7 protein-coding genes are annotated in these 24,917 nt (G+C 68.7%); all 7 read right to left on the minus strand.

Features of this window, described 5'->3' with window-relative positions:
• Window positions 1-19: 19 nt before the first annotated feature.
• A complete protein-coding gene (locus tag CXB49_RS11415; protein ID WP_101708509.1) occupies window positions 20-445 on the minus strand; it encodes a hypothetical protein in 426 nt (141 codons plus the stop codon).
• Window positions 446-465: 20 nt separating this feature from the next.
• On the minus strand, window positions 466-1,329 hold the full coding sequence (locus CXB49_RS11420; protein WP_158300785.1) for a hypothetical protein: 864 nt from the start codon (window positions 1,327-1,329) through the stop codon (window positions 466-468).
• Window positions 1,330-1,483: 154 nt separating this feature from the next.
• On the minus strand, window positions 1,484-5,683 hold the full coding sequence (locus tag CXB49_RS11425) for an amino acid adenylation domain-containing protein (protein ID WP_233493056.1): 4,200 nt from the start codon (window positions 5,681-5,683) through the stop codon (window positions 1,484-1,486).
• Window positions 5,680-15,504, minus strand: coding sequence for a non-ribosomal peptide synthetase (locus CXB49_RS11430; RefSeq protein WP_101708511.1), 9,825 nt, complete (start codon window positions 15,502-15,504; stop codon window positions 5,680-5,682). Before CXB49_RS11430 ends, CXB49_RS11425 begins: the two co-directional genes overlap by 4 nt.
• Before the next feature lie 20 nt (window positions 15,505-15,524).
• On the minus strand, window positions 15,525-21,974 hold the full coding sequence (locus CXB49_RS11435; RefSeq protein ID WP_101708512.1) for a non-ribosomal peptide synthetase: 6,450 nt from the start codon (window positions 21,972-21,974) through the stop codon (window positions 15,525-15,527).
• Between the two features lie 90 nt (window positions 21,975-22,064).
• The gene (locus CXB49_RS11440) at window positions 22,065-23,345 is read right to left on the minus strand and encodes an aspartate aminotransferase family protein (RefSeq protein ID WP_101708513.1); all 1,281 of its coding nucleotides are present in this window, start codon (window positions 23,343-23,345) and stop codon (window positions 22,065-22,067) included.
• 274 nt (window positions 23,346-23,619) lie between these two features.
• The gene (locus tag CXB49_RS11445; protein ID WP_158300786.1) at window positions 23,620-24,609 is read right to left on the minus strand and encodes a DUF2860 family protein; all 990 of its coding nucleotides are present in this window, start codon (window positions 24,607-24,609) and stop codon (window positions 23,620-23,622) included.
• Window positions 24,610-24,917: the final 308 nt, after the last annotated feature.

A 24,917-nucleotide genomic window follows, 5' to 3' on the forward strand; every position in this document is an offset into this window, starting at 1 on the left:
CGGCATCGGCCGGCCGGCTTCATTCGGTTTTCGGCAAAGGCTGGTTCATCAGCCCGGTGGACTGATCCTGCTCGCTGGACGACAGCTTCCACTGCCGTACCGCGCCGCGCGCGTCGAACAGCATCACCAGTTCCTTGTCGTAATTGCTCTGCCCGCCGAACAGGCTGCCGACATTGACGAAGTTCTGCGGCTTGGGGGTGTATTTCCGGAAACTGAACACCCAGACCTCGTTGCCGCTGTCGAACCGTATCTTGTCCTGCGGCTGGCCCAGAGCCGCCACGATGTCGCGCTTGCCGCCATTGCCGTCGGCGAGCACGCGCCGCACATAGGCTTCGTCGACGTCAACCAGCTTCTCGTTCCCCACCGTCGAGCAGGCTTGCAGCGACAGCGCCGACGACAAAACGAGTAGTTTGAGCAGCGCCGCCGTTTTTTCCCGATCGCTCATCCATCGTCGCATTGGATTTCTCATTCGGCCGCCTTCATGTATTCGAAAACCACCAGCGCGTCATTCGACCATGAAGCGTCGCCCAATGGCAGGGAGTAGAAATACTCCTTCGGATAGGGCCAGGCGAAAAACGGACTGCGGCCCAAGGGACTGCCATATAACCAGGAGGTCGGTAAAACCTGGCGCCGATTTCCCTGCTGCAAGGTGATGGAAAAAACCGGCCGGTCGGCGATGAACAGATAACTGAACGATTTTTCGGAATAAGGATCGGCGTCCACTTTCAATTGCGCCAGATTCTTGATGCCGTTCCAGATGACCTGGCCCACCGCCGCCGGCGCGTAGCGGGCGCAGGTTTTCATATCGTCGATGCACGTCACCTGCTCGGCCGATTTCGGCGCGCAGTCCAGCTTCTCGCCGTCAAGATTGTTCAAATGGCTCTGGGCGTCCACCAGACACTCCAGCCGCAGGTCGCCGAGACGACGGCTTCCCGCCGCGCCGCCCGGCGTCAGCACTTCGGGCCGCCAGTTCAAGCTCTGCACCGCCGGCGCGGCGATCACCTCGGCCGCCGCCCTTTCCCTTGGCAGCGTCGGCAGCGAGAATGCCTGCCGTCTGTCCAGTTCGATGCCCTGTCTCCATCCGCCGGCGACGGCGCTCAAACCCAGATCGGCGGCCTTCACCCTGGCATCCTGTAAAAACAATCGATAACGAAACACCGCATTCGGCGCCAATGCATGATGGTCTTGAAACGCTTTTTCGCCATCGCGCAGAACCGAATAGGCACGCCCGTTGTTTGCCGGCGCCGCGATAGCGACAACGACAAAAACCGCCGCAATGCCGCCGCCGATCAAGCCATGCTTCCATCGAGAAAATCCACTTACGCTCAAAACCCTCTCCCGCTGCGATATTGGGCAATGATTTTACCGACCAGAGGATGTTTTTGGAAAAAGACAGCATCGCGCACAATAATATTACTGATAGGACAATTAATATCAGTACATAATGGCCGGGCGCCATTCGCGCCCGGCATTGCCGCCTTATTCAAGGCGAAATCAAACTCCTCGACATTTCCGTCGCCAATTCGGCAATCGCCGGCTTTTCCAGAATGCTGTGGTGATCGCCGGGAATCGGGCGCACCGACAGCGCTTCCCCCTGCAATTCGCGCCAAGGCTGGTCCAGACGCTGCGCCAGCGACACCGAGGCGCCGTACAACACCGGCCGGGTCGCCAGCGGCCGTGGGCGGTAGCCGACCGCGGAGCGGAAAATGGCGGCCTGCGTCGCCAGCATCGCCTTGACCTCGTCCATCGTCAGCCCCTTGCCCCAGTCGGTCCGCGACAATGTCGCCGTTATCATCGAATCGATGTCGGGCATCGCGCGCAGGCGATCCAGCGCCGCCTCGTCCAGGCCAAGCTCCATTTCCAGCATCAGGAAAAGCAGGCCGATGTCCTGATCGCGCTCGCGCGCCAGCCTGTTCTCCAGCATCCGCCGTTGCGGCGCGTAATCGCCGCAACTGTCGATCAGGCCCAGGAAGGAGACGGCCTCCCCCTGCTCCTGCAACAGCGCCGCCATCGCATGGGCGATCGAACCGCCGACCGACCAGCCGGCCAGGCGGTACGGCCCCCGCGGCTGGATGCGCCGGATCCGTTCGATATGCACGATGGCCAGTTCCCGGATGCCGCCTTCCCGGCGATCGCGGCCCCAGTCTCCGGCCGGCAACGCGTAAATCGGGAAGCACCCGGCCAAATGGCCGGCCAGATTCTGCGCGTAGGCGATGCCGCCATAGACCTCGTGCAGCAGGAATAGCGGGACGCCGTCGCCGCCGCGCAACGCCACCGCGCCGTCGGCGTCGGCGTCGGCGTCGCGACCGGCCATCTCGGCCAGCGTCCGCAGATCGGCCGCCTGATAGACCTGCCGCAGGGCCAGGCTGGCGCCCAGCTGGCGGGCCGCCCTGGCCACCATGGATACCGCCAGCAGCGAATGGCCGCCCAGCTCGAAGAAATTGTCGCGGCGGCCAATCCGCTCGACGCCCAGCAGCGCGCTCCAGATCGCCGCTAACGCCGTCTCGGTCTCGCCCTGCGGCGCCTCGTACTCGCGACTGGACTGCAGCGCGCCATCCGGCGCCGGCAGGGCCTTGCGGTCCAGCTTGCCGTTCGGCGTCAGCGGGAAGGCCTCCAGCACGACGAAGGCGCTCGGTATCATGTACTCGGCCAGATCGCGCGCCAGTTCCGCCCGCAACACCGCCGCCTCCAGCGCCGCGCCCGGCCCCGCCGTCAGATAGGCCACCAGCCGCTTGTCGCCCGACGCGTCCTCCCGCGCCAGCACCACCGCCTCCGTCACCCCGGCGCAGGCCGCCAGCCTGGCCTCGATCTCGCCCAATTCGATGCGGAAGCCGCGTATCTTCACCTGGAAGTCGTTGCGGCCCAGGTATTCGATGCTGCCATCCGCCAGCCAGCGCCCCAGATCGCCGGTCTTGTACAGCCGCGCGCCGGCCACGCCGCCGAACGGATCGGCGACGAAACGCTGGGCCGTCAGTTCTGGCCGGTTCAGATAACCGTCCGTCACGCCCGGCCCGCCGATATGCAGCTCGCCGGCCACGCCCAGCGGCGCCGGCTGCAGGTCAACGTCCAGGATGTAGGCGCGGATGTTCGGCAGCGGCCTGCCTATCGGCAGCACCCCGGCCTGGTCGGTCAGGCAGCGATGATAGGTGGCGTATACCGTGCTCTCGGTCGGGCCGTAGACGTTGAACAGTCGGTGCTCGGCGGCCCAGGCCTCGGCCAGCGCCACCGGGCAGGCCTCGCCGCCGACCAGCAGGTTCTCGACGCGGTAGCCTATCGCCGCCGGGTCCATCATTTTCAGCGCCGACGACGGCAGCAGCGTGTGGCTGATGCCAAAGCGGCGCAGCGTGTCCTGCAAGGCCTGGCCCGGCATCCGCTCCTCGCGCGTCGCCAGGCACAGCGCCGCGCCGCTGCTCAGCGCGCCGGCGTATTCCCAGACGCTGGCGTCGAAGCTGAAGGAGGCGAATTGCAGCACCCGGCTGTCCGGCGTCATCGGCCAGACGCCGGACAGCGAACGCATCAGATGAACGACGCCGTAATGGGCGCAGACCACGCCCTTGGGCCGGCCGGTGGAGCCGGAGGTGTAGATCACATAGGCCGGATGGCGGCTGCCCAGCCCCGCCACCACCGGATTCTCGGCCGGCAATGCCGCCAGGTGCTCCGCCTCCTCGTCCAGCAGCGCCACCGCCCAGTCGCCGTCGGCGCACAGGGCCCGCAGCGAGGCCTGCGTCAGCACCGCCGTCGGCGCGCTGTCTTCCAGCATGTAGGCCAACCGCTCCGGCGGGTAGCTCGGGTCCAGCGGCACATAGGTGCCGCCGGCCTTCAGCACCGCCAGCAGCGCCGCCACGATGTCGACGCTGCGCGCCAGGCACAGGCCGACGCGCTGGCCCGGCCCGACGCCGAGCGCGATCAGCCTGTGCGCCAACCGGTTGGCGCGGCGGTTCAGTTCGCCGTAGCTCAGCGTCTCGTCGCCGTACAGCAGCGCCGGCGCGTCCGGCCGCGCCGCCGCCTGCGCCTCGAACAGCTGGTGGATCAGCAGATCGTCCGGGTACGGCGTCGACGCCGCGTTGAAATCGTCCAGCAGCAGGCGCTTCTCCGCGTCCGGCAGCACTTCCAGCGCGCGCGCCGGCATGCCGCCGCCGGCCTCCAGCGCATCGGCCAGCGCCGCCAGCGTCCGCTCCATCAAGGCGCAGATCCGCGCCGCGCCGACCGTCGCCGACACCTGCGCCTTCAGCGCCAGGCCGGCGTCGCCGAAATCGTCGACCGACAAGGTCAGCGGGTAGTTGGTCCTCTCCTCGCCCGCCATCTCGGCGATGCCTTCCAGGCCGCTTCCAGCGCCGACCTCTTCGCCGTAGCGGTAGTTCAGCACCGAACTGAACAACGGTTGCGGCGCCGCCACGCCGCTGCAGCGCTGCGCCAGCGCCAGCGACGCGTGCTCATGCCGCAGCAGCCGCGTCAGCGCCTGCTGGGTCCGCCGCGCCGCCTGCTCGACGCTGGCGTCGCCGAAGGCCAGCTTCAACGGCAAGGTGTTGATGAACAGGCCCAGCGCCCGGTCGGCGCCGGCCCCGCCCTGCAGCCGGCCGAACAACACCGTGCCGAACACCACCGTGTCCCGCCCCGACGCCCGCGCCAGCACGCGGCCCCAGGCCAGGTGCGCCAGGCTGGCCACACTGACGCCCAGCCGCCGCGCCTGCCGCCGCAGCCGGTCCGTCAGCTCGGCCGGCAGCCGCAGCCGGCTCTCGTCCAGTCCGTCGCCGTCGCCGCGATTGCCTTGCAGGCCGAAGGCCGCCGTCGGCTCGTCGACCTCGCCCAGCTCGGCGCGGAAGTAGGCCTCGTGCTCCGCCGCGCTGACGCCCAAGCGCGCCTGGGCGACGAAGTTGCGGAACGGCAGCGACGGCGGCAGAGCTGCGCCAAGGCCGGCCTGAATGTCCTGGATTTCCCCCATCAGGATGTCCAGCGAGGTATGGTCGACCACCAAGTGATGGAACAGCAGCTGCAGATAGTGGCGGCCGTCGGCCGGATCGGCGGCGGCATAGCCGCAAAGCAGCGGCGCCCGCGCCACGTCCAGCCGCGTCCTACGCGGGTCGTAACGCTGTTCCAGCTGCGCCGCCAGCGGGCCGTCGGCCGGGTCCAGTTCCACCGTTTCCACCGTCACCGGCGCGTCGCGCCACACCACCTGCACCGGCTCCGGCAGGCCCTGCCACTGGATCGCCGTGCGCAGGATGTCGTGCCGCGCCACCACCTGTTGCAAGGCCGCGACGAAGCCTTGCAGCCGCTCGCCGCTGTCGAAGGCCATCAACGAGGACAGCAGGTAGGCGTCGCCTTCGCCGCCCAGCAGGTGGTGGAACAATATCCCCTCCTGCAGCGGCGCCAGCGGGTAGATGTCCTGGATATTGGCCATGCCGCCGTCGACGCCGGCGCAAACGCCGTCCCACTGCGACCGGTCCAGTTCCAGCCCGAAACGCCTGAGACTGCTGGCGGTCAGCGCCAGCCGCTCGGTCAGCGCGGCGTACTCGCCATTGCCCAGGCTGGCGAGCAGCTCGGGCTTGCTCTCCTTCAACTGTCCCAGCAACGCCGGGGTCAGGCGCTGCTTCTCTCCGCGTATCACCAGGTTGCCGCTGTCGTCGGACAGGCCGAGCTCGATGGCGTTGCGGGACAGTTCCAATGCCAGATAGGTCACACTCACAGCACAAGCTCCTCGATATCGCCCTTCGGGTCTTGGTCCGATTCGGCGAACCAGTCCTGCTCCGCCACGCCGGCCGTGGCGATCGCCTCGGCCAATGCCGCCAGGTCGGCCGCGCCGAACAACTGGCGGATGTCGCAGTGCAGGCCGGCCTGGCGCATTTGCTCCACCAGTTTCACCGCCAGCAGCGAATGGCCGCCGAGCTCGAAGAAGTTGTCGCGGCGGCCGACCCGCTCGACGCCCAGCAGCGCGCTCCAGATCGCCGCTAACGCCGTCTCGGTCTCGCCCTGCGGCGCCTCGTACTCGCGACTGGACTGCAGCGCGCCATCCGGCGCCGGCAGGGCCTTGCGGTCCAGCTTGCCGTTCGGCGTCAGCGGGAAGGCCTCCAGCACGACGAAGGCGCTCGGTATCATGTACTCGGCCAGATCGCGCGCCAGTTCCGCCCGCAACACCGCCGCCTCCAGCGCCGCGCCCGGCCCCGCCGTCAGATAGGCCACCAGCCGCTTGTCGCCCGACGCGTCCTCCCGCGCCAGCACCACCGCCTCCGTCACCCCGGCGCAGGCCGCCAGCCTGGCCTCGATCTCGCCCAATTCGATGCGGAAGCCGCGTATCTTCACCTGGAAGTCGTTGCGGCCCAGGTATTCGATGCTGCCATCCGCCAGCCAGCGCCCCAGATCGCCGGTCTTGTACAGCCGCGCGCCGGCCACGCCGCCGAACGGATCGGCGACGAAACGCTGGGCCGTCAGTTCTGGCCGGTTCAGATAACCGTCCGTCACGCCCGGCCCGCCGATATGCAGCTCGCCGGCCACGCCCAGCGGCGCCGGCTGCAGGTCGACGTCCAGGATGTAGGCGCGGATGTTCGGCAGCGGCCTGCCTATCGGCAGCACCCCGGCCTGGTCGGTCAGGCAGCGATGATAGGTGGCGTATACCGTGCTCTCGGTCGGGCCGTAGACGTTGAACAGTCGGTGCTCGGCGGCCCAGGCCTCGGCCAGCGCCACCGGGCAGGCCTCGCCGCCGACCAGCAGGTTCTCGACGCGGTAGCCTATCGCCGCCGGGTCCATCATTTTCAGCGCCGACGACGGCAGCAGCGTGTGGCTGATGCCAAAGCGGCGCAGCGTGTCCTGCAAGGCCTGGCCCGGCATCCGCTCCTCGCGCGTCGCCAGGCACAGCGCCGCGCCGCTGCTCAGCGCGCCGGCGTATTCCCAGACGCTGGCGTCGAAGCTGAAGGAGGCGAATTGCAGCACCCGGCTGTCCGGCGTCATCGGCCAGACGCCGGACAGCGAACGCATCAGATGAACGACGCCGTAATGGGCGCAGACCACGCCCTTGGGCCGGCCGGTGGAGCCGGAGGTGTAGATCACATAGGCCGGATGGCGGCTGCCCAGCCCCGCCACCACCGGATTCTCGGCCGGCAATGCCGCCAGGTGCTCCGCCTCCTCGTCCAGCAGCGCCACCGCCCAGTCGCCGTCGGCGCACAGGGCCCGCAGCGAGGCCTGCGTCAGCACCGCCGTCGGCGCGCTGTCTTCCAGCATGTAGGCCAACCGCTCCGGCGGGTAGCTCGGGTCCAGCGGCACATAGGTGCCGCCGGCCTTCAGCACCGCCAGCAGCGCCGCCACGATGTCGACGCTGCGCGCCAGGCACAGGCCGACGCGCTGGCCCGGCCCGACGCCGAGCGCGATCAGCCTGTGCGCCAACCGGTTGGCGCGGCGGTTCAGTTCGCCGTAGCTCAGCGTCTCGTCGCCGTACAGCAGCGCCGGCGCGTCCGGCCGCGCCGCCGCCTGCGCCTCGAACAGCTGGTGGATCAGCAGATCGTCCGGGTACGGCGTCGACGCCGCGTTGAAATCGTCCAGCAGCAGGCGCTTCTCCGCGTCCGGCAGCACTTCCAGCGCGCGCGCCGGCATGCCGCCGCCGGCCTCCAGCGCATCGGCCAGCGCCGTCAGCGTCCTCTCCATCAAGGCGCAGATCCGCGCCGCGCCGACCGTCGCCGGCACCTGGGCCTGCAAGGCCAGGCCGGCGTCGCCGAAATCATCTACCGACAGCGTCAGCGGATAGCTGCTCCTCTCCTCGCCGCCGAGGACCTCTATGCCCTCCCATCCCGGCAGGCCGGCATCGTCCTCGGTGCTGTGCCGGTAGTTCAACAGCGCACTGAACAACGGTAGCGGCGCCGCCACCCCGCTGCAGCGCTGCGCCAGCGCCAGCGGCGCGTGCTCGTGCCGCAGCAGCCGCGTCAGCGCCTGCTGGGTCCGCCGCGCCGCCTGCGCTACGCTGAAGCCGCCCAACTCAAGCTTAAGCGGCAGCGTGTTGATGAACAGACCCAGCGCCCGGTCGGCGCCGGCCCCGCCCTGCAAGCGGCCGAACAGCACAGTGCCGAACACCACCGTGTCCCGCCCCGACGCCCGCGCCAGCACCCGGCCCCAGGCCAGGTGCGCCAGGCTGGCCACGCTGACGCCCAGCCGCCGCGCCTGCCGCCTCAGCCTGTCGGTCAATGCCGCCGGCAGCCGCAGCCGGCTCTCGTCCAGTCCGTCGCCGTCGCCGCGATTGCCTTGCAGGCCGAAGGCCGCCGTCGGCTCGTCGACCTCGCCCAGCTCGGCGCGGAAGTAGGCCTCGTGCTCCGCCGCGCCGACGCCCAGCCGCGCCTGCGCGACGAAGTTGCGGAACGGCAGCGCCGGCGCCAGCGCCGTCTCGCCGCGCTGCAGTTGGCGAACTTCCTGCAGCAGCAATTCCAGCGTCGCGTGATCGACGGCCAGATGGTGGAACAGCAGTTGCAGATAGTGGCGGCCGTCGGCCGGATCGGCGGCGGCATAGCCGCGCAGCAACGGCGCCCGCGTCACGTCCAGCCGCGTCCGCCGCGGGTCGTAACGCTGTTCCAGCTGCGCCGCCAGCGGACCGTCGGCCGGGTCCAGTTCCACCGTCTCCACCGCCACCGGCGCGTCGCGCCACACCACCTGCACCGGCTCCGGTAGGTCGCGCCACTGGATCGCCGTGCGCAGGATATCGTGCCGCGCCACCACCTGCTGCAAGGCCGCGACGAAGCCTTGCAGCCGCTCGCCGCTGTCGAAGGCCATCAGGCACGACAGCAGGTAGGCGTCGCCTTCGCCGCCCAGCAGGTGGTGGAACAATATCCCCTCCTGCAACGGCGCCAGCGGGTAGATGTCCTGGATATTGGCCATGCCGCCGCTCACGCCGGCGGCGACGCCGTCTATCTGCGTCTGGCTCAACGCCGCCAGCGGCAGCATCGCCGGCGTGACGGCATCGCAGCCTTCGACCGGAATGCCGTTGGCCGGCACCGCCACCTCGTCGGTCTGAGCGTTCAGGCCCGCCGCCAGCGCCGCCAGGTCGGCCGCGCCGAACAGCTGGCGGATGTCGCAATGCAGACCGGCCTGGCGCATCCGCTCGACCAGCTGCACCGCCAGCAGCGAATGGCCGCCCAGCTCGAAGAAGTTGTCGTGGCGGCCGACGCGCTCGACGTTCAGCAAGGCGCCCCAGATCGCCGCCAGTGTTTCTTCCGCCTCGCCTTGCGGCGCCGCGTATTCGCGGCTGGACAGCAGCGCGCCGTCCGGGGCCGGCAAGGCCTTGCGGTCCAGCTTGCCGTTAGCCGTCAGCGGGAAGGCCTCCAGCACGACGAAGGCGCTAGGCACCATGTACTCGGCCAGGTCCTTCGCCAACTCCACGCGCAGCGCCGCCGCGTCCAGCGTCTCGCCTGACCCCGCCGTCAAATAGGCTACCAGCCGCTTGTCGCCCGGCGCGTCCTCCCGCGCCAGCACCGCCGCCTCCTTGACGCCGGCGCAGGCCGCCAGCCTGGCCTCGATCTCGCCCAACTCGATGCGGAAGCCGCGTATCTTCACCTGGAAGTCGTTGCGGCCCAGATACTCGATGCTGCCATCCGCCAGCCAGCGCCCCAAATCGCCGGTCTTGTACAAGCGCGCGTCGGCGTCGGCGCTGAACGGGTCGATGATGAAGCGTTCGGCCGTCAGCTCCGGCCGGTTCAGATAGCCGCGCGCCACGCCGACGCCGCCGATGTGGATCTCGCCGGCCACGCCCAAGGGCGCCGGTTGCAGCTGCGCGTCGAGGACGTACATGCGGATATTGGAAATCGGCTTGCCGATAGGCACGAAGTGGCGCGCCGGATCGGAGACGCACGGCCAGGCGGTGACGTCGATCGCCGCCTCGGTCGGCCCGTACAGATTGTGCAGCTCGCTGTGCGGGAAGTGGCGCAAACACTGCTCCTGCAAGGCGTGCGGCAACGCCTCACCGCTGCACAGGATGCGCCGCAGCGACGGGCAGCTGCCGGCCGGCGTCAGGCTGACGAAGGCCTGCAGCATCGACGGCACGAAGTGCAGCGTGGTGACGCCGCGGCTTTCGATCAGCTGACGCAGATACTGCGGGTCCTTGTGGCCTTCCGGGCGCGCCATCAGCAATTGGGCGCCGGCCAGCAGCGGCAGGAAGAATTCCCATACCGACACGTCGAAGCCGAACGGCGTCTTCTGCAGCACCAGGTCGTCGGCCTGCAGCCGGTAGGCGTCCTGCGCCCACCACAGCCGGTTGACGACGCCGCGGTGCTCGTTGACGACGCCCTTGGGCCGGCCGGTGGAGCCGGAGGTGTAGATCACGTAGGCGGCGTGGCGATTGCCCAGCCCGGCCACCGCTGGATTCCCATCCGGCAAGGCCGCCTGGCGCGCCCGCTCGGCCTCGTCGTCCAGCAGCAGGACCGTGTGGTCGCCGCCGGCCGTCAGCGCTTGCAGCGAATGCTGGCTCAGCACCACGCGCGGCGCGCTGTCGTCCAGCATATAGGCCAGCCGTTCGGCCGGATAGCTCGGGTCCAGCGGCACATAGGCGCCGCCGGCCTTCAAGACGCCCAATAGCGCCGCCACCATGTCGACGCCGCGCTCCAGGCACAGCGCCACCCGGTCGTCCGGGCCGACGCCCAGCGCGATCAGCCGCTGCGCCAGCCGGTTGGCGCGGCGGTTCAGTTCGTCGTAGCTCAGCGTCTCGTCGCCGCTGTAGAGCGCCGGCGCGTCCGGCTGTTCGGCCGCCTTCGCCTCGAACAGCTGGTGGACCAGCGTCTGCTCCGGGTACGGCGCCGCCGTCGCGTTGAAGACCTCCAGCAGCAGATGTCTTTCTCCGTTCGACAATACTTCCAGCGTGCCGACGGATTCGCCGCCACCGGCCTCCAACGCCTCGGTCAGCGATGTCAGCGTCCGCTCCATCAAGGCGCAGACCCGCGCCGCGCCGACCGTCGCCGGCACCTGGGCCTGCAAGGCCAGGCCGGCGTCGCCGAAGTCGTCCACCGACAAGGTCAGCGGGTAATTGGTGCGGCTCTGATCGGCCATCACCGTGATGCCGTCGCCAGCGATCCCGCGCTCGTCGCCGTCGCTGCCGTGCCGGTAGTTCAGCAGCGCGCTGAACAAGGGCAGCGGCGCCGCCACGCCGCTGCAGCGCTGCGCCAGCGCCAACGGCGCGTGCTCGTGCCGCAACAGCCGCGTCAGCGCCTGCTGGGTCCGCCGCGCCGCCTGCGCTACGCTGAAGCCGCCCAACTCAAGCTTAAGCGGCAGCGTGTTGATGAACAGACCCAGCGCCCGGTCGGCGCCGGCCCCGCCCTGCAGCCGGCCGAACAACACCGTGCCGAACACCACCGTCTCCTGCCCCGACGCCCGCGCCAGCACCCGGCCCCAGGCCAGGTGCGCCAGGCTGGCCACGCTGACGCCCAGCCGCCGCGCCTGCCGCCGCAACCGGTCCGTCAGCTCGGCCGGCAAGCGCAACCGGCTCTCGTCCAGTCCGTCGCCGTCGCCGCGATTGCCTTGCAGGCCGAAGGCCGCCGTCGGCTCGTCGACCTCGCCCAGCTCGGCGCGGAAGTAGGCCTCGTGCTCCGCCGCGCCGATGCCCAAGCGCGCCTGCGCGACGAAGTTGCGGAACGGCAAAGACGGCGCCAGTTCGGCATCGCCGCCTTGCAGCTGGCGCACCTCTTGCAGCATCTGGCTCAAGGAGGTCTGGTCTATCGCCAGGTGATGGAACAGCAGTTGCAGGTAATGGCGGCCATCGGCCGCGTCGGCGGCGGCATAGCCGCGGAGCAGCGGCGCCCGCGTCACGTCCAGCCGCGTCCGACGCGGGTCGTAACGCTGTTCCAGCTGCGCCGCCAGCGGGCCGTCGGCCGGGTCCAATTCCACCGTCTCCACCGTCACCGGCGCGTCGCGCCACACCACCTGCACCGGCTCCGGCAGGTCGCGCCACTGGATCGCCGTGCGCAGGATGTCGTGCCGTGCCACCACCCGTTGCAAGGCCTCGACGAAGCCTTGCAGCCGCTCGCCGCTGTCGAAGGCCATCAGGCACGACAGCAGATAGGCGTCGCCTTCGCCGCCCAGCAGGTGGTGGAACAATATCCCCTCCTGCAACGGCGCCAGCGGGTAGATGTCCTGGATATTGGCCATGCCGCCGCTCACGCCGGCGGCGACGCCGTCTATCTGCGTCTGGCTCAACGCCGCCAGCGGCAGCATCGCCGGCGTGACGGCATCGCAGCCTTCGACCGGAATGCCGTTGGCCGGCACCGCCACCTCGTCGGTCTGAGCGTTCAGGCCCGCCGCCAGCGCCGCCAGGTCGGCCGCGCCGAACAGCTGGCGGATGTCGCAATGCAGACCGGCCTGGCGCATCCGCTCGACCAGCTGCACCGCCAGCAGCGAATGGCCGCCCAGCTCGAAGAAGTTGTCGTGGCGGCCGACGCGCTCGACGTTCAGCAAGGCGCCCCAGATCGCCGCCAGTGTTTCTTCCGCCTCGCCTTGCGGCGCCGCGTATTCGCGGCTGGACAGCTGCGCGCCGTCCGGGGCCGGCAAGGCCTTGCGGTCCAGCTTGCCGTTAGCCGTCAGCGGGAAGGCCTCCAGCACGACGAAGGCGCTAGGCACCATGTACTCGGCCAGGTCCTTCGCCAACTCCACGCGCAGCGCCGCCGCGTCCAGCGTCTCGCCTGACCCCGCCGTCAAATAGGCTACCAGCCGCTTGTCGCCCGGCGCGTCCTCCCGCGCCAGCACCGCCGCCTCCTTGACGCCGGCGCAGGCCGCCAGCCTGGCCTCGATCTCGCCCAATTCGATGCGGAAGCCGCGTATCTTCACCTGGAAGTCGTTGCGGCCCAGATACTCGATGCTGCCGTCCGCCAGCCAGCGCCCCAAATCGCCGGTCTTGTACAAGCGCGCGTCGGCGTCGACGCCGAACGGGTCCTCGATAAAGCGTTCGGCCGTCAACTCGGGGCGGTTCAGATAGCCGCGCGCCACGCCGACGCCGCCGATGTGGATCTCGCCGGCCACGCCCAGCGGCGCCGGTTGCAGCTGCGCGTCGAGGACGTACATGCGGATATTGGAAATCGGCTTGCCGATAGGCACGAAGTGGCGCGCCGGATCGGAGACGCACGGCCAGGCGGTGACGTCGATCGCCGCCTCGGTCGGCCCGTACAGATTGTGCAGCTCGCTGTGCGGGAAGTGGCGCAAACACTGTTCCTGCAAGGCGTGCGGCAACGCCTCGCCGCTGCACAGGATGCGCCGCAGCGACGGGCAACTGCCGGCCGGGGTCAGGCTGACGAAGGCCTGCAGCATCGACGGCACGAAGTGCAGCGTGGTGACGCCGCGGCTTTCGATCAGCTGACGCAGATACTGCGGGTCCTTGTGGCCTTCCGGGCGCGCCATCAGCAATTGGGCGCCGGCCAGCAGCGGCAGGAAGAATTCCCATACCGACACGTCGAAGCCGAACGGCGTCTTCTGCAGCACCAGGTCGTCGGCCTGCAGCCGGTAGGCGTCCTGCGCCCACCACAGCCGGTTGACGACGCCGCGGTGCTCGTTGACGACGCCCTTGGGCCGGCCGGTGGAGCCGGAGGTGTAGATCACGTAGGCGGCGTGGCGATTGCCCAGCCCGGCCACCGCTGGATTCCCATCCGGCAAGGCCGCCTGGCGCGCCCGCTCGGCCTCGTCGTCCAGCAGCAGGACCGTGTGGTCGCCGCCGGCCGTCAGCGCTTGCAGCGAATGCTGGCTCAGCACCACGCGCGGCGCGCTGTCGTCCAGCATATAGGCCAGCCGTTCGGCCGGATAGCTCGGGTCCAGCGGCACATAGGCGCCGCCGGCCTTCAAGACGCCCAATAGCGCCGCCACCATGTCGACGCCGCGCTCCAGGCACAGCGCCACCCGGTCGTCCGGGCCGACGCCCAGCGCGATCAGCCGCTGCGCCAGCCGGTTGGCGCGGCGGTTCAGTTCGTCGTAGCTCAGCGTCTCGTCGCCGCTGTAGAGCGCCGGCGCGTCCGGCTGTTCGGCCGCCTTCGCCTCGAACAGCTGGTGGACCAGCGTCTGCTCCGGATACGGCGCCGCCGTCGCGTTGAAATCTTCCAGCAGCAGCCGCCTCTCCGCCTCAGGCAACATGGCGATGCGGCCGGGCGCGACGCCGTCGTCGTCCAGCATGCCTTGCAGCAGCTTGCGCCAATAGCGGCCATAGCGCGCGATCGTGGCCGGCTCGAACAAGGAGGCGGCGAACACGATGCGGCCGACGATGCGGCCCTCGCTCTCGCGCAGGTGCAGTTCCAGATCCACCTGCGACTCGGACCACTGCGCCGGCAGCTCCCGCCAGTCCACGCCGGGCAGCGACAACTCGCCGGGCGGCGTGTTCTGCCACGAGAAGATGGTCTGGAACAGCGGGCTGTAGGCCAGGCTGCGCGGCGGCTTGACGGCCTCGACGATCTGGTCGAACGGCAGGTCGGCGTGCCGCTGCGACGCCAGCACCCGCTGTTTGACATGGTCCATCCAGCCCGCGGCGTCTTTCCAGCCGCCAGTGCTCAGCCGCAGCGGCAAGGTGTTGACGAACAGGCCTATCAGCGGCTCGAATTCGCTGCGGCTCCGCCCGGCCACCGGCGTGCCGACGACGATGTCGTCCTGCCCGGACAGCCGGGCCAGCAGCAAGGCCCAGCTGGACAGCAGCACCATGAACGGCGTGACGCCATGGCGCAGGCCGAAGCGGCGCAGGCGCTCGCTGAATGCCTGGTCCAGCTCGACGTCGACGCCGCCGCCGGCGAACTGCTGCTGGGCCGGCCGCGCCTTGTCGTGCGGCAGCTCCAGCAGCGCCGGGGCGCCGGCCAGCGCCGCCTTCCAGTAGGCGGCCTGTTCCCGCGCGGCGTCCTTCTCCATCCACGCCCGCTGCCATGCCGCGTAGTCGGCGTACTGCACCGGCAGCGGCGCCAATGCCGGCGACGTCCCCATGCGTCTGGCGGCGTAGCACGCGCTCAGTTCTCCGATCAGGATGCCCATCGACCAGCCGTCGGCCACGATGTGATGCAGCGTCAGCAACAGGACGTGCTCCCGCTCCGCCACGCGCAGCAGGCGTCCGCGGATCAGCGGGCCGCGCCGCAGATCGAAGCTCTGCGACGCCTCATGCTCGGTCCTCTCCCGGCAGGCCCGCTCGGGGTCCGCCTGCTGCGTCAAATCGTCGAATGCCAGCGCGGCGATCGCGCCCGGCGGCGCGAACTGCTGCGTCGCTTGGCCGTCCTCGTCGACGAAGCGGGCGCGCAGCGCCTGGTGGCGGTCCACCACATCGGCCAGCGCCAGCGCCAGCGCCTCGCGGTCCAGCTCGCCGCTGAGCCTCAGGCCGCCGTGGATATGGTAGGCGCGGCTGCCGCCGTCCAGCCGGGACAGGAACCAGAAACGCTGCTGCGCGAACGACAGCGCGGTGGCGTCGCCATGCTGGCCGGCGCGCAGCGGCGCGGACTCCGGCGTGGCGGTCTTTTGCAATTTCGAAGCCTTGGCCCGTTCCAGCAAGCGTTTGCGTTCGTCCAGGGACAGGGTGGCGATGTCTTTATTATTCATTGTCGCGGCTTTCAATTCTTTCAGGATTCGAGAGTCAGCTCGGTTTCATGCAGGGCCTGCAGCGATTCGGCGTCGAACTGCAGCAATTGGGCGTCGATCACGCATTCCTCGAACAGCGCGATCGTCGGGTGGCTGAACAGCTGCGACATCGGCAGATCGATCTCGAAGGCCTCCCTTACCCGCGTCAGCAACTGCACCGCCAGCAGCGAATGGCCGCCGAGCTCGAAGAAGTTGTCGTGGCGGCCGACGCGCTCGACGTTCAGCAAGGCGCGCCAGATTGCCGCCAGCGCGTCCTCCACCTCGCCCTGCGGCGCCTCGTACTCGCGGCCGGCAAGCAGCGCGCCGTCCGGCGCCGGCAGCGCCCTCCTGTCCAGCTTGCCGTTCGGCGTCAGCGGGAAGGCCTCCAGCACGACGAAGGCGCCCGGCACCATGTACTCGGCCAGATCGCGCGCCAACTCCCCTCGCAGCGCGGCCGCCTCCAGCGTCGCGCCCGGCTTCGCCGTCAGATAGGCCACCAGCCGCTTGTCGCCCGGCGCGTCCTCGCGCGCCAGCACCGCCGCCTCTCTGACGCCGGCGCAGGCCGAGAGCCTGGCCTCGATCTCGCCCGGCTCGACGCGGAAGCCGCGGATCTTCACCTGGAAGTCGGTCCGGCCCAGATACTCGACGCAGCCATCCGGCAGCCAGCGGCCCAGATCGCCGGTCTTGTACAGCCGCGCTTCGGCATCGGCGCTGAACGGATCGGCGATGAAACGCTCGTCGGTCAATTCCGGCCGCTTCAGATAACCGAGCGCCACGCCCGGCCCGCCGATGTGGATTTCGCCGACCGCGCCCAGCGGCGCCAGCTGGCCGTCGGCGTCCAGCACATGGACGACGGTGTTGGCGATGGGCCGGCCCAGCGGAATCGGCGCGGAATCATCGATATCGGCCCTGACCTCATGCGTCAGCGCGAAGGTGGTGGTCTCGGTCGGGCCGTAGCAATTGAGCAGATGCCGCGGCGGATGGCCGCGCATCACCCGGGCGACGACGCGCGGGTCCAGCACGTCGCCGCCGAGCAGCAGATAGCGCAGGCCGCCGAAGGCCTCGCCCAACCCGTCGGCGTGCTGGTGAAACAGGCCGGCCGTCAACCACAGCACGCTGACGCGATGACGGCGCAGGGCGTCGCCCAGCCGGTGCGCATCCAGCAGCGTGTCGCGGTCTATCGCCACCAATTGGCCGCCGTGCGCCAGCGCGGCCCAGATCTCCAGCGTGCTGGCGTCGAAAGCAGGGTTCGACGCCCAGGCGATGCGGTCGTCGGCGCCGAAGTCGGCATAGCCGTTGTTGCACACCAGACGGCTGATGCCGCGGTGCGGCACCAGCACGCCCTTGGGCTGGCCGGTGGAGCCGGAGGTGTACATCAGATAAGCCGGCTGGCTGCTGTCCCCGGCCACGGACGGATTGTCGTCCGGCAGCGACGCCAGGTCGGCGTCGCTCAGCCAGGCCGCGTCCAGCAGCAGGCGGGCGCCGCTGTCGGACAGCATCAACTCCTGCCGCTCCAGGCTCAACACATCGTCCAGCGGCATATAGACGGCGCCAGCCTTCAAGACGCCCAGCACCGCGGTCAGCAGGCCGGCGCCGCGCGGCAGGTTCAGCGCGACGCATTCGCCGGCGCGCACGCCCAGCGCCGTCAGCTTGTGCGCCAGCCGGTTGGCGCGGCGGTTCAATTCGCCATAGCTCAGCGTCTCGCCGCCATCGATCAGCGCCGGCGCGTCCGGCCGCTCGGCCGCCCGCGCCTCGAACATCTGGTGGACCAGCGCCTGATCCGGATACGGCGCCGCCGTCGCGTTGAAGTCATCCAGCAGCAGGCGCTTCTCCGCGTCCGGCAGCACTTCCAGCGCGCGCGCCGGCTCGTCGCCGCCGGCCTCCAGCGCCTGGGCCAGCGCCGCCAGCGTCCGCTCCATCATGGCGCAGACGCGCGCCGCGCCGACCGATGCCGGCGCCTGCGCCTGCAAGGCCAGGCCGGCGTCGCCGAAATCGTCTACCGACAGCGTCAGCGGATAACTGCTCCGCTCCTCGCTTGGCAACGCCTCGACGCCGTCCCACAAGGCCTGCGCCGATTCGCCCTCTTCCGCATGGCGGTAATTGAGCAGGGTGTTGAACAAGGGCAGCGGCGCCGCCACCCCGCTGCAGCGCTGCGCCAGCGCCAGCGGCGCGTGCTCGTGCCGCAGCAGCCGCGTCAGCGCCTGCTGCGTCCGCCGCGCCGCCTGCTCGACGCTGGCCTCTCCGAAGGCCAGCTTCAACGGCAGGGTGTTAATGAACAGACCCAGCGCCCGATCGGCGCCGGCCCCGCCCTGCAGCCGGCCGAACAGCACCGTGCCGAACACCACCGTGTCCCGGCCCGACGCCCGCGCCAGCAAGCGGCCCCAGGCCAGGTGGACCAGGCTGGCCACGCCGACGCCCAGCCGCCGCGCCTGCCGCCTGAGGCTGTCGGTCAATGCCGCCGGCAAGCTCAGCCGGCCCTCCTCCAGCTCTCCGCCGCCGCCCTGCAGGCCGAAGGCCAGCGTCGGCTCGTCAATCTCGCCCAACTCGGCGCGGAAATAGGCCTCGTGCTCCGCCGCGCCGACGCCCAGCCGCGCCTGCGCGACGAAATGCCGGAACGGCAAGGCCGGCGGCAGCGCGTCGCCGCGGCCGGACAGTATCTGGCCGATCTCGGACAGCAGAACCGCCAAGCCGGTGTTGTCCATGATCAGGTGATGGGCCAGCAAGCGCAGCCAGCACTCGCCGTCGGCCTCCTCCGCGACGACGGCCCGCAGCAACGGCGCCCGCGTCACGTCCAGCCGCATCCGACGCGGGTCGTAATGCTGCGCCAATTGCGCGTCCAGCGGGCCGTCGGCCGGATCCAGCGTCGCCGTCTCCACCGCAACCGCCACCGACGCCTCGCGCCACACCACCTGCACAGGCTCCGGCAGTCCCTGCCACTGTATCGCCGTGCGCAGGATGTCGTGCCGCGCCACCACCTGCTGCAAGGCCTCGACGAAGCGGTGCAGATGACCGCGGCTGGCCAGGCGGAAGGTGGTCGGCACCAGATAGGGATCGCCTTCGCTTTCCAGCAGGTGGTGGAACAGGATGCCTTCCTGCAGCGGCGCCAGCGGGTAGATGTCCTGGATATTGGCCATGCCGCCGACAACGCCGGCGGCGATGCCGTCTATCTGCGCCTGCTCCAACGACACCAGCGGCAGCATCGCCGGCGTGATGGCGTCGCAACCGTCGGCCGGAATGCCGTTGGCCGGCACCGCCACCTCGTCGGTCTCCTCGTTCAGGCCCGCCGCCAGCGCCGCCAGATCGGCCGCGCCGAACAGCTGGCGAATGTCGCAGCGCAGGCCGGCCTGACGCATCTTCTCCAGCAACTGCACCGCCAGCAGCGAATGGCCGCCGAGCTCGAAGAAGTTGTCGTGGCGACCGACGCGCTCGACGTTCAGCAGCGCGCCCCAGATCGCCGCCAGTTTTTCTTCCGCCTCGCCCTGCGGCGCCGCGTACTCGCGGCCGGACAACAGCGCCCCGTCCGGCGCCGGCAAGGCCTTGCGGTCCAGCTTGCCGTTCGGCGTCAGCGGGAAGGCGTCCAGCACGACGAAGGCGCTCGGTATCATGTACTCGGCCAGGTCCTTCGCCAGCTCGGCGCGCAGCGCCGCCGCCTCCGGCGCCGCGTCCGGCCGCGCCGTCAGATAGGCCACCAGCCGCTTGTCGCCCGGCGTGTCTTCCCAGACCTGCACCGTGGCCTCCTTGACGCCGGCGCAGGCTGCCAGCCGGGCCTCGATCTCGCCCAACTCGATGCGGAAGCCGCGTATCTTCACCTGGAAATCGTTGCGGCCCAGGTATTCGATGCTGCCGTCCGGCAGCCAGCGCCCCAGATCGCCGGTCTTGTACATCCGCGCGTCCGCGCCGGTGTCGAACGGGTCGGACAGGAAACGCTCGGCGCTCAACTCGGGCCGGTTCAGATAACCGCGCCCGACCTGCACCCCGGCGATATAGAGCTCGCCGGCCACGCCCGGCGGCACCGGTTCCAGCCTGCCGTCGAGGATGTACATCCGGGTATTGGCGAACGGCTTGCCTATGGTGACATTGACGGCATCCTGCTCCCCTTGCAGCCGGGTGGCGGTGCAGGAAACCGTCGCCTCGGTCGGGCCGTAGGTGTTGATCAGTCCGGCATGCTCCGGCCGGATCGCCTCCCAGGCGCGGACCTTCTGCGCCGACAGCGCGTCGCCGGTGACATTGATCAGCCGCACGCTTTCCAAATACAGCAGCGCCTGCAGCGGCTCCGCGCTCCATTGACCGATCAGCGTGTGCCAGTGCGCGGCGGTCATGTGCACGAAGCTGATCGCCTGCTTGCGGTGCGAGCCCGGATCGGCGGTGCCGAACAGCTCGGTCGCCAACACCAGGCAGGCGCCGGACGCCAAGGCCGGCAGCATCTCCTCCAGCGACAGGTCGAAATTCAGCGAATTCTGCTGCAGCACGCGGTCGGCCGGCGTCAGTTCGAACCAGCGGATGGCGTCCAGCACGTAATTGACCAGGCCGCGATGTTCTATCATCACGCCCTTGGGATTGCCGGTGGAGCCCGAGGTGTAAATCACATAGGCCAGATTGCCGGCATCCAGATGCAGGCAGGCGGGATTGTCGCCGGACAGCGCGGCCCAGGCCGGCGCCTGCCGCGCCATATTGATCATCCGCGCCCCGCCGCCGACCGGCTCGAGAATGGCCTGGCCCTCGTCGTCGACCAGCACCAGCGCCGGCTTGCAGTCGCCGAGCATATAGGCCAGCCGGTCGGCCGGGTAGGCGGTGTCGAGCGGCACATAAGCGGCGCCCGATTTCAGGATGGCCAGCAGGCCGATCACCATGTCCAGGCCGCGCCTGGCGCACAGCGCCACCGCGTCGTCGCCCCTGACGCCCTGTAGGCGCAGATGCCGCGCCAAGCGGTTGGCGCGGCGATTCAATTCGGCGTAAGTCAGCGTCTGCCCGGCATGCTCGACCGCCGGCGCGCCGGGCCGGCTCTCCGCCTGCGCCTCGATCAATTGATGGATCAGCGCCTGGCGCGGGAAGTCGCGCTCGGTGGCGTTGAAGCCGCGCAATACCTGCTCGCGCTCCTTCGCGCTGAGCAAGGACAAGCCGCCCACCGGCTGCTCGTCGTCGGCCGCGAACGCTTCCAGCAAGGCGAAATAATGCCGCATCAGCTGCCGCACCAGCGCCTCGTCGAGCACCGCCGCGTCATAGCGGAAATAGCAGCGGATGCGATCGCCTACCGACAGCACGTCCACCATCAGCGGCACATCGGCGTCGCCGGAGGCCGGGTACGGGAAACGACTGAGCGCCACCCCGCCCCAGCGCACCGGCGGCGTGGAATCGTCCGCCATCCACAATGCGTCCAGCCCGCCGGTCTGCCGGCTCTTCTGGAAGGTCATCACGGTCTGGAACACCGGGGAGACTGCCGGATCGCGCACCAGGTCCAGGCCCTCCAGCACCTTGGAGAACGGGTACTTCTGGTTCTCTATGCCCTGCCGGATCAGCCGCTGCGCCTGCTGCACATGCTCCCGCACCGAAAGGGCGCCGTCGATCCGGACCCTGAGCGGCGCCATATTGATGAAGTCGCCGGCCACGCCGCCCCATTTGGCCTTGCTGCGGCCGGGCATCGTCGATCCGACGATGATGTCGTCCAATCCGCTGTAACGGTGCAACAGCAGCTGGTAGGCCGCCAGCATGATGGGATACAGGCTGCCGTCGTAACGGGCCGCCATGTCTTTCAATCTCCCGGCCAGCGCATCCGGCACCAGCGGGTCCAGCGTGACCTTGCCGGAGACCGGCTCGCCGCGCCGCTGCGGCCATTGCAGCACCGGCAGCTCGCCGGCGAGCGAATCCAGCCAGAAGCGGCGCTGGGCGTCGGCCGCCGGGCTCTGCAGCCATTGCCGCTGCCATGCCACATAATCCGCGTAGCTGCGCCCGGAGGCCGGGGGCAGCGCTCCGCCGTCCAGCAGCGTGCCCAATTCCTCCAGCAATATCCAGTAGGTCCAGCCGTCGATGGCGATATGCTCGAAACTCAGCAGCATCACCGCGTCCGAGCCGCTGCGCCAATACCAGTGGGCCCGGATCATCGGCGGCCTGGCGATGTCGAACGGCAGGATGCAATCCCGCTTGATCCGCGCCTGGAGCGCCTCGTCGCCTTCGTCGTCGACATCCACCTCGATCACCTCGACGACGGCGTCGTCGACGATGCGGTAGGCCAGCTCGCCGTCCGTCATTTCAAAAGCCGCCCGCAGCATCGAGTGCCGATCTATCAGCGACGACAAGGCGGCGGCCAGCCGCCGCGGGTTCAGATCGCCGCTGACGCTGGCGCAGAATGGACTATTGCTTTGACCCTGGCCGGCCGGGTTCAGCAAATACTGGATCCAACGGCTTTTCTGGGTTTCGGAAAGGGGGTAGCTCTGAGATTGGGCAGCGGCAGACATATTCCTACTCACGAGTCAGGAAGATTGAGAAATGGGCGCGAATCCAGGCGGGCGGCCCGGATGCCGGGCCGCCCAGCCGGGAGCGGTCGATCAGGCCACGGAGGTTTCCACCGTCTGCCCCAGCAAGGCGAGCGCGCAGTCGGCGATGCGCTGCCCGGCGGACAGCAGCGTCCGGCGCTCCATCGTCAGCACCGGCATCAGCTTCAGCACCTCGTTGCGGGGGCCGCACACCTCGATCAACAGGCCGTCGTCGAACAGACGGCGCGCGGCGGCGCGCGCATGCTCGGGCTGGCTAAAGCGCAAACCCAGCATCAGGCCCTTGCCTATCACATCGATCTCGCCGGCCGCGGGGGCCGTGGCGCGGCGCAAGGCCTCGGCCAGCGCGTCGCCCTTGCTGGCCACTTCCCGCGCGAAATCGGGCGTGCTCCAATACTTCTTCAGCGCCGCCGTGGCCATCACCATCGCCAGGTTGTTGCCGCGGAAAGTGCCGTTGTGCTCGCCCGGCTTCCAGATATCGATCTCAGGCTTGATCAGGTTCAGCGAGAACGGCAGCCCCGCCCCGCTCAGGGACTTGGACAGGCAGACGATGTCCGGCTCTATGCCGGCGTGCTCGAAACTGAAGAAGCGGCCGGTGCGGCCGCAGCCGGTCTGAATCTCGTCGACGATCAGCAAGGCGCCCAGCTGCCTGGCCAGCGCGGCCACGCCCTGCAGCCATTTCGCCGAGGCGCAGTTCAGTCCGCCTTCGCCCTGCACGCACTCCAGCACGAAGGCCGCCGGCGCGTCTATGCCGAAACCCGGACGGCACAGCATGTCGCGCAACACGCCCAGCTGGCTGTCGACATCGCCCTGTATCGCGCCCTCGAACGGCAAGCGCACCACGCCCGGCACCTGCACCACCAGCGAAGCCCGCTTGACGGCGTTGGCCGTCACCGACAAGGCGCCCAGCGACATGCCGTGATAGCCGCCGGAGAAGCAGGCGATGTCCGGCCGCTGCGTCACCTTCCGCGCCAGCTTCAGCGCCGCCTCCACCGCATTGGCCCCGGTCGGTCCGGTGAACTGCAGCTTGTAATCCAGCCCCCTGGGACGCAGGATCAGATCACGGAAGGCCTCGATGAACTCGGCCTTGGCCTCGGTGTTCAGGTCCAGACCGTTCAAAATCCCTTCGCCGCGCATATAGGCCACCGCGGCTTCCACCATGTCTTCGTCGTTATGACCGTAGTTGAGCGATCCCGCGCCCGCGAAGAAATCCAGGTACCGTTTGCCGTCCACATCGCGCAAGAACTCTCCCTTGGCCTGGGAGAACACCGCGGGGAAGGCCCGGCAATAACTGCGCACTTCCGACTCCGTCTCATTGAAGATCGTTGCCACCATCGCACTCAGCTCCCGTACATATTTGTCATATTATTTGAATAGAACAAATTACATTGAGATTATTACATGACAATGATTGACTAACAAAGCAAAAATTATGCAAAACAAATATAATTAAGACATTTCATTGCAAGACATTTTCAGTCGTTCTGCGGGGAATCGAGGCGGACGATAGCGATGATGGCAGGCAAAAAGAAGAGCCGGCGCGGGTTTCGCGCCGGCATGCGGGGAAAATCAGTGAGATTGGAAATACCGGGCCCGGCCCGGATTCGGCTTAGAAATTGTACGACACCCCGACATTGACAGCGCCGACCTTGCCGTAGAAGAAGGCGATGTCGGAATCGGATTTGCCGTACAGCAGCGAGGCGTAGGCGGATACCGGCTTGTATCCCCATATCCCGTTGCGGATATAGGTCGCGCTGGCCAGCAGGTCGGAACTGTCGGCCTTGGCGCCGGCGAACAGCGGATTGCCCGCGTCGTACCGCGTCTTGGTCGCCGCCAGCGAAGCCTGCAGCACATTGGCGCCGGCCTTCCACTCGTAATCCAGCTTGACGCCGGCCCGCTTGAAGCGCATCGCGTCGCCGTCGGCGTTGTTCTTGCCGTAGATCAGCGCCGGCGTCAGCGTCTGGCTGCCGTCCAGCTTGAAGGCGTAGCCCAGCTGCGCGTCGACGCTGGAACCGCTTCTTCTGAGCCGATTCTGATCGGCGGCGGACAGGCCTGCCGCCTGGCCGCTGCTTTCCTGGCCCAGCGTGATATGGTTGTAGGAGACGCCGGCGGTCACGCCGGTGCCCAGGATGCCGTCCCAGTTGACCCCGAAGCCGGAGGTCTTCAGCTTGGTATCGGAACGCGCGACGTTCAGCGCGTACGGATCGGTCCACACCTCCTGCTGATCGTAGGTGAAGCCGGCGGTCAGCAAGCCCTGGTCGTCAAAGCGGTGGCGTGCGCCAAGCTGCAGCGCGCTGCCCAGCCCCAGCTTCTCCACCGGCGCCAGGCCGAAGAACAACTGGGTCTGGCTGCCGGGAATGGAATAGAACAGGCTGCCCCGCGGCAGGGCGGTGGCATAGTCGTCGGACGCCGGCTGCTGATTAAGCGTGGTGATCGTCTTGCGGTTGTCGTTCTGCGACTTCACGAAGTTCGAGGAGACCTGGTAAAAGCCCAGTCCCAGCCCGATCGACCCGGACCATCCGTCCGGCTGGGCCGCATCCGCGGCCCAGACCAGGCCCGGCGCAACCATCATCATCAAAGTGCTCGCCAACTTTTTCATCAATGGACTTCCTTGTCGTTTCTGCTCGGAAATGATCAATCTCTCCGACTGCCGGGAGGGGATGGCAGTTCGCCCTGCCCCGCCAGCGAATGAGAAAACGCCATAATATTGCTTCATGCATAAAATTATCAAATTTAAATTTCTTTAGCATATTTTCAATCAGAACAAACCATGCGCCCTCCCCGAGCGCTGCGCGCGGGAAATAAAAAAAGAGTCCTAAGCGCCTGTTCAAGATCTTTTTGCCGGCAACGCAGCCCAAACGCGGCGATCCGATCCGGCCCAGGCCGCCCGACGAAATCGCCGGGCGG

Source organism: Chromobacterium sp. ATCC 53434, assembly GCF_002848345.1.
Taxonomy (GTDB): Bacteria; Pseudomonadota; Gammaproteobacteria; order Burkholderiales; family Chromobacteriaceae; genus Chromobacterium.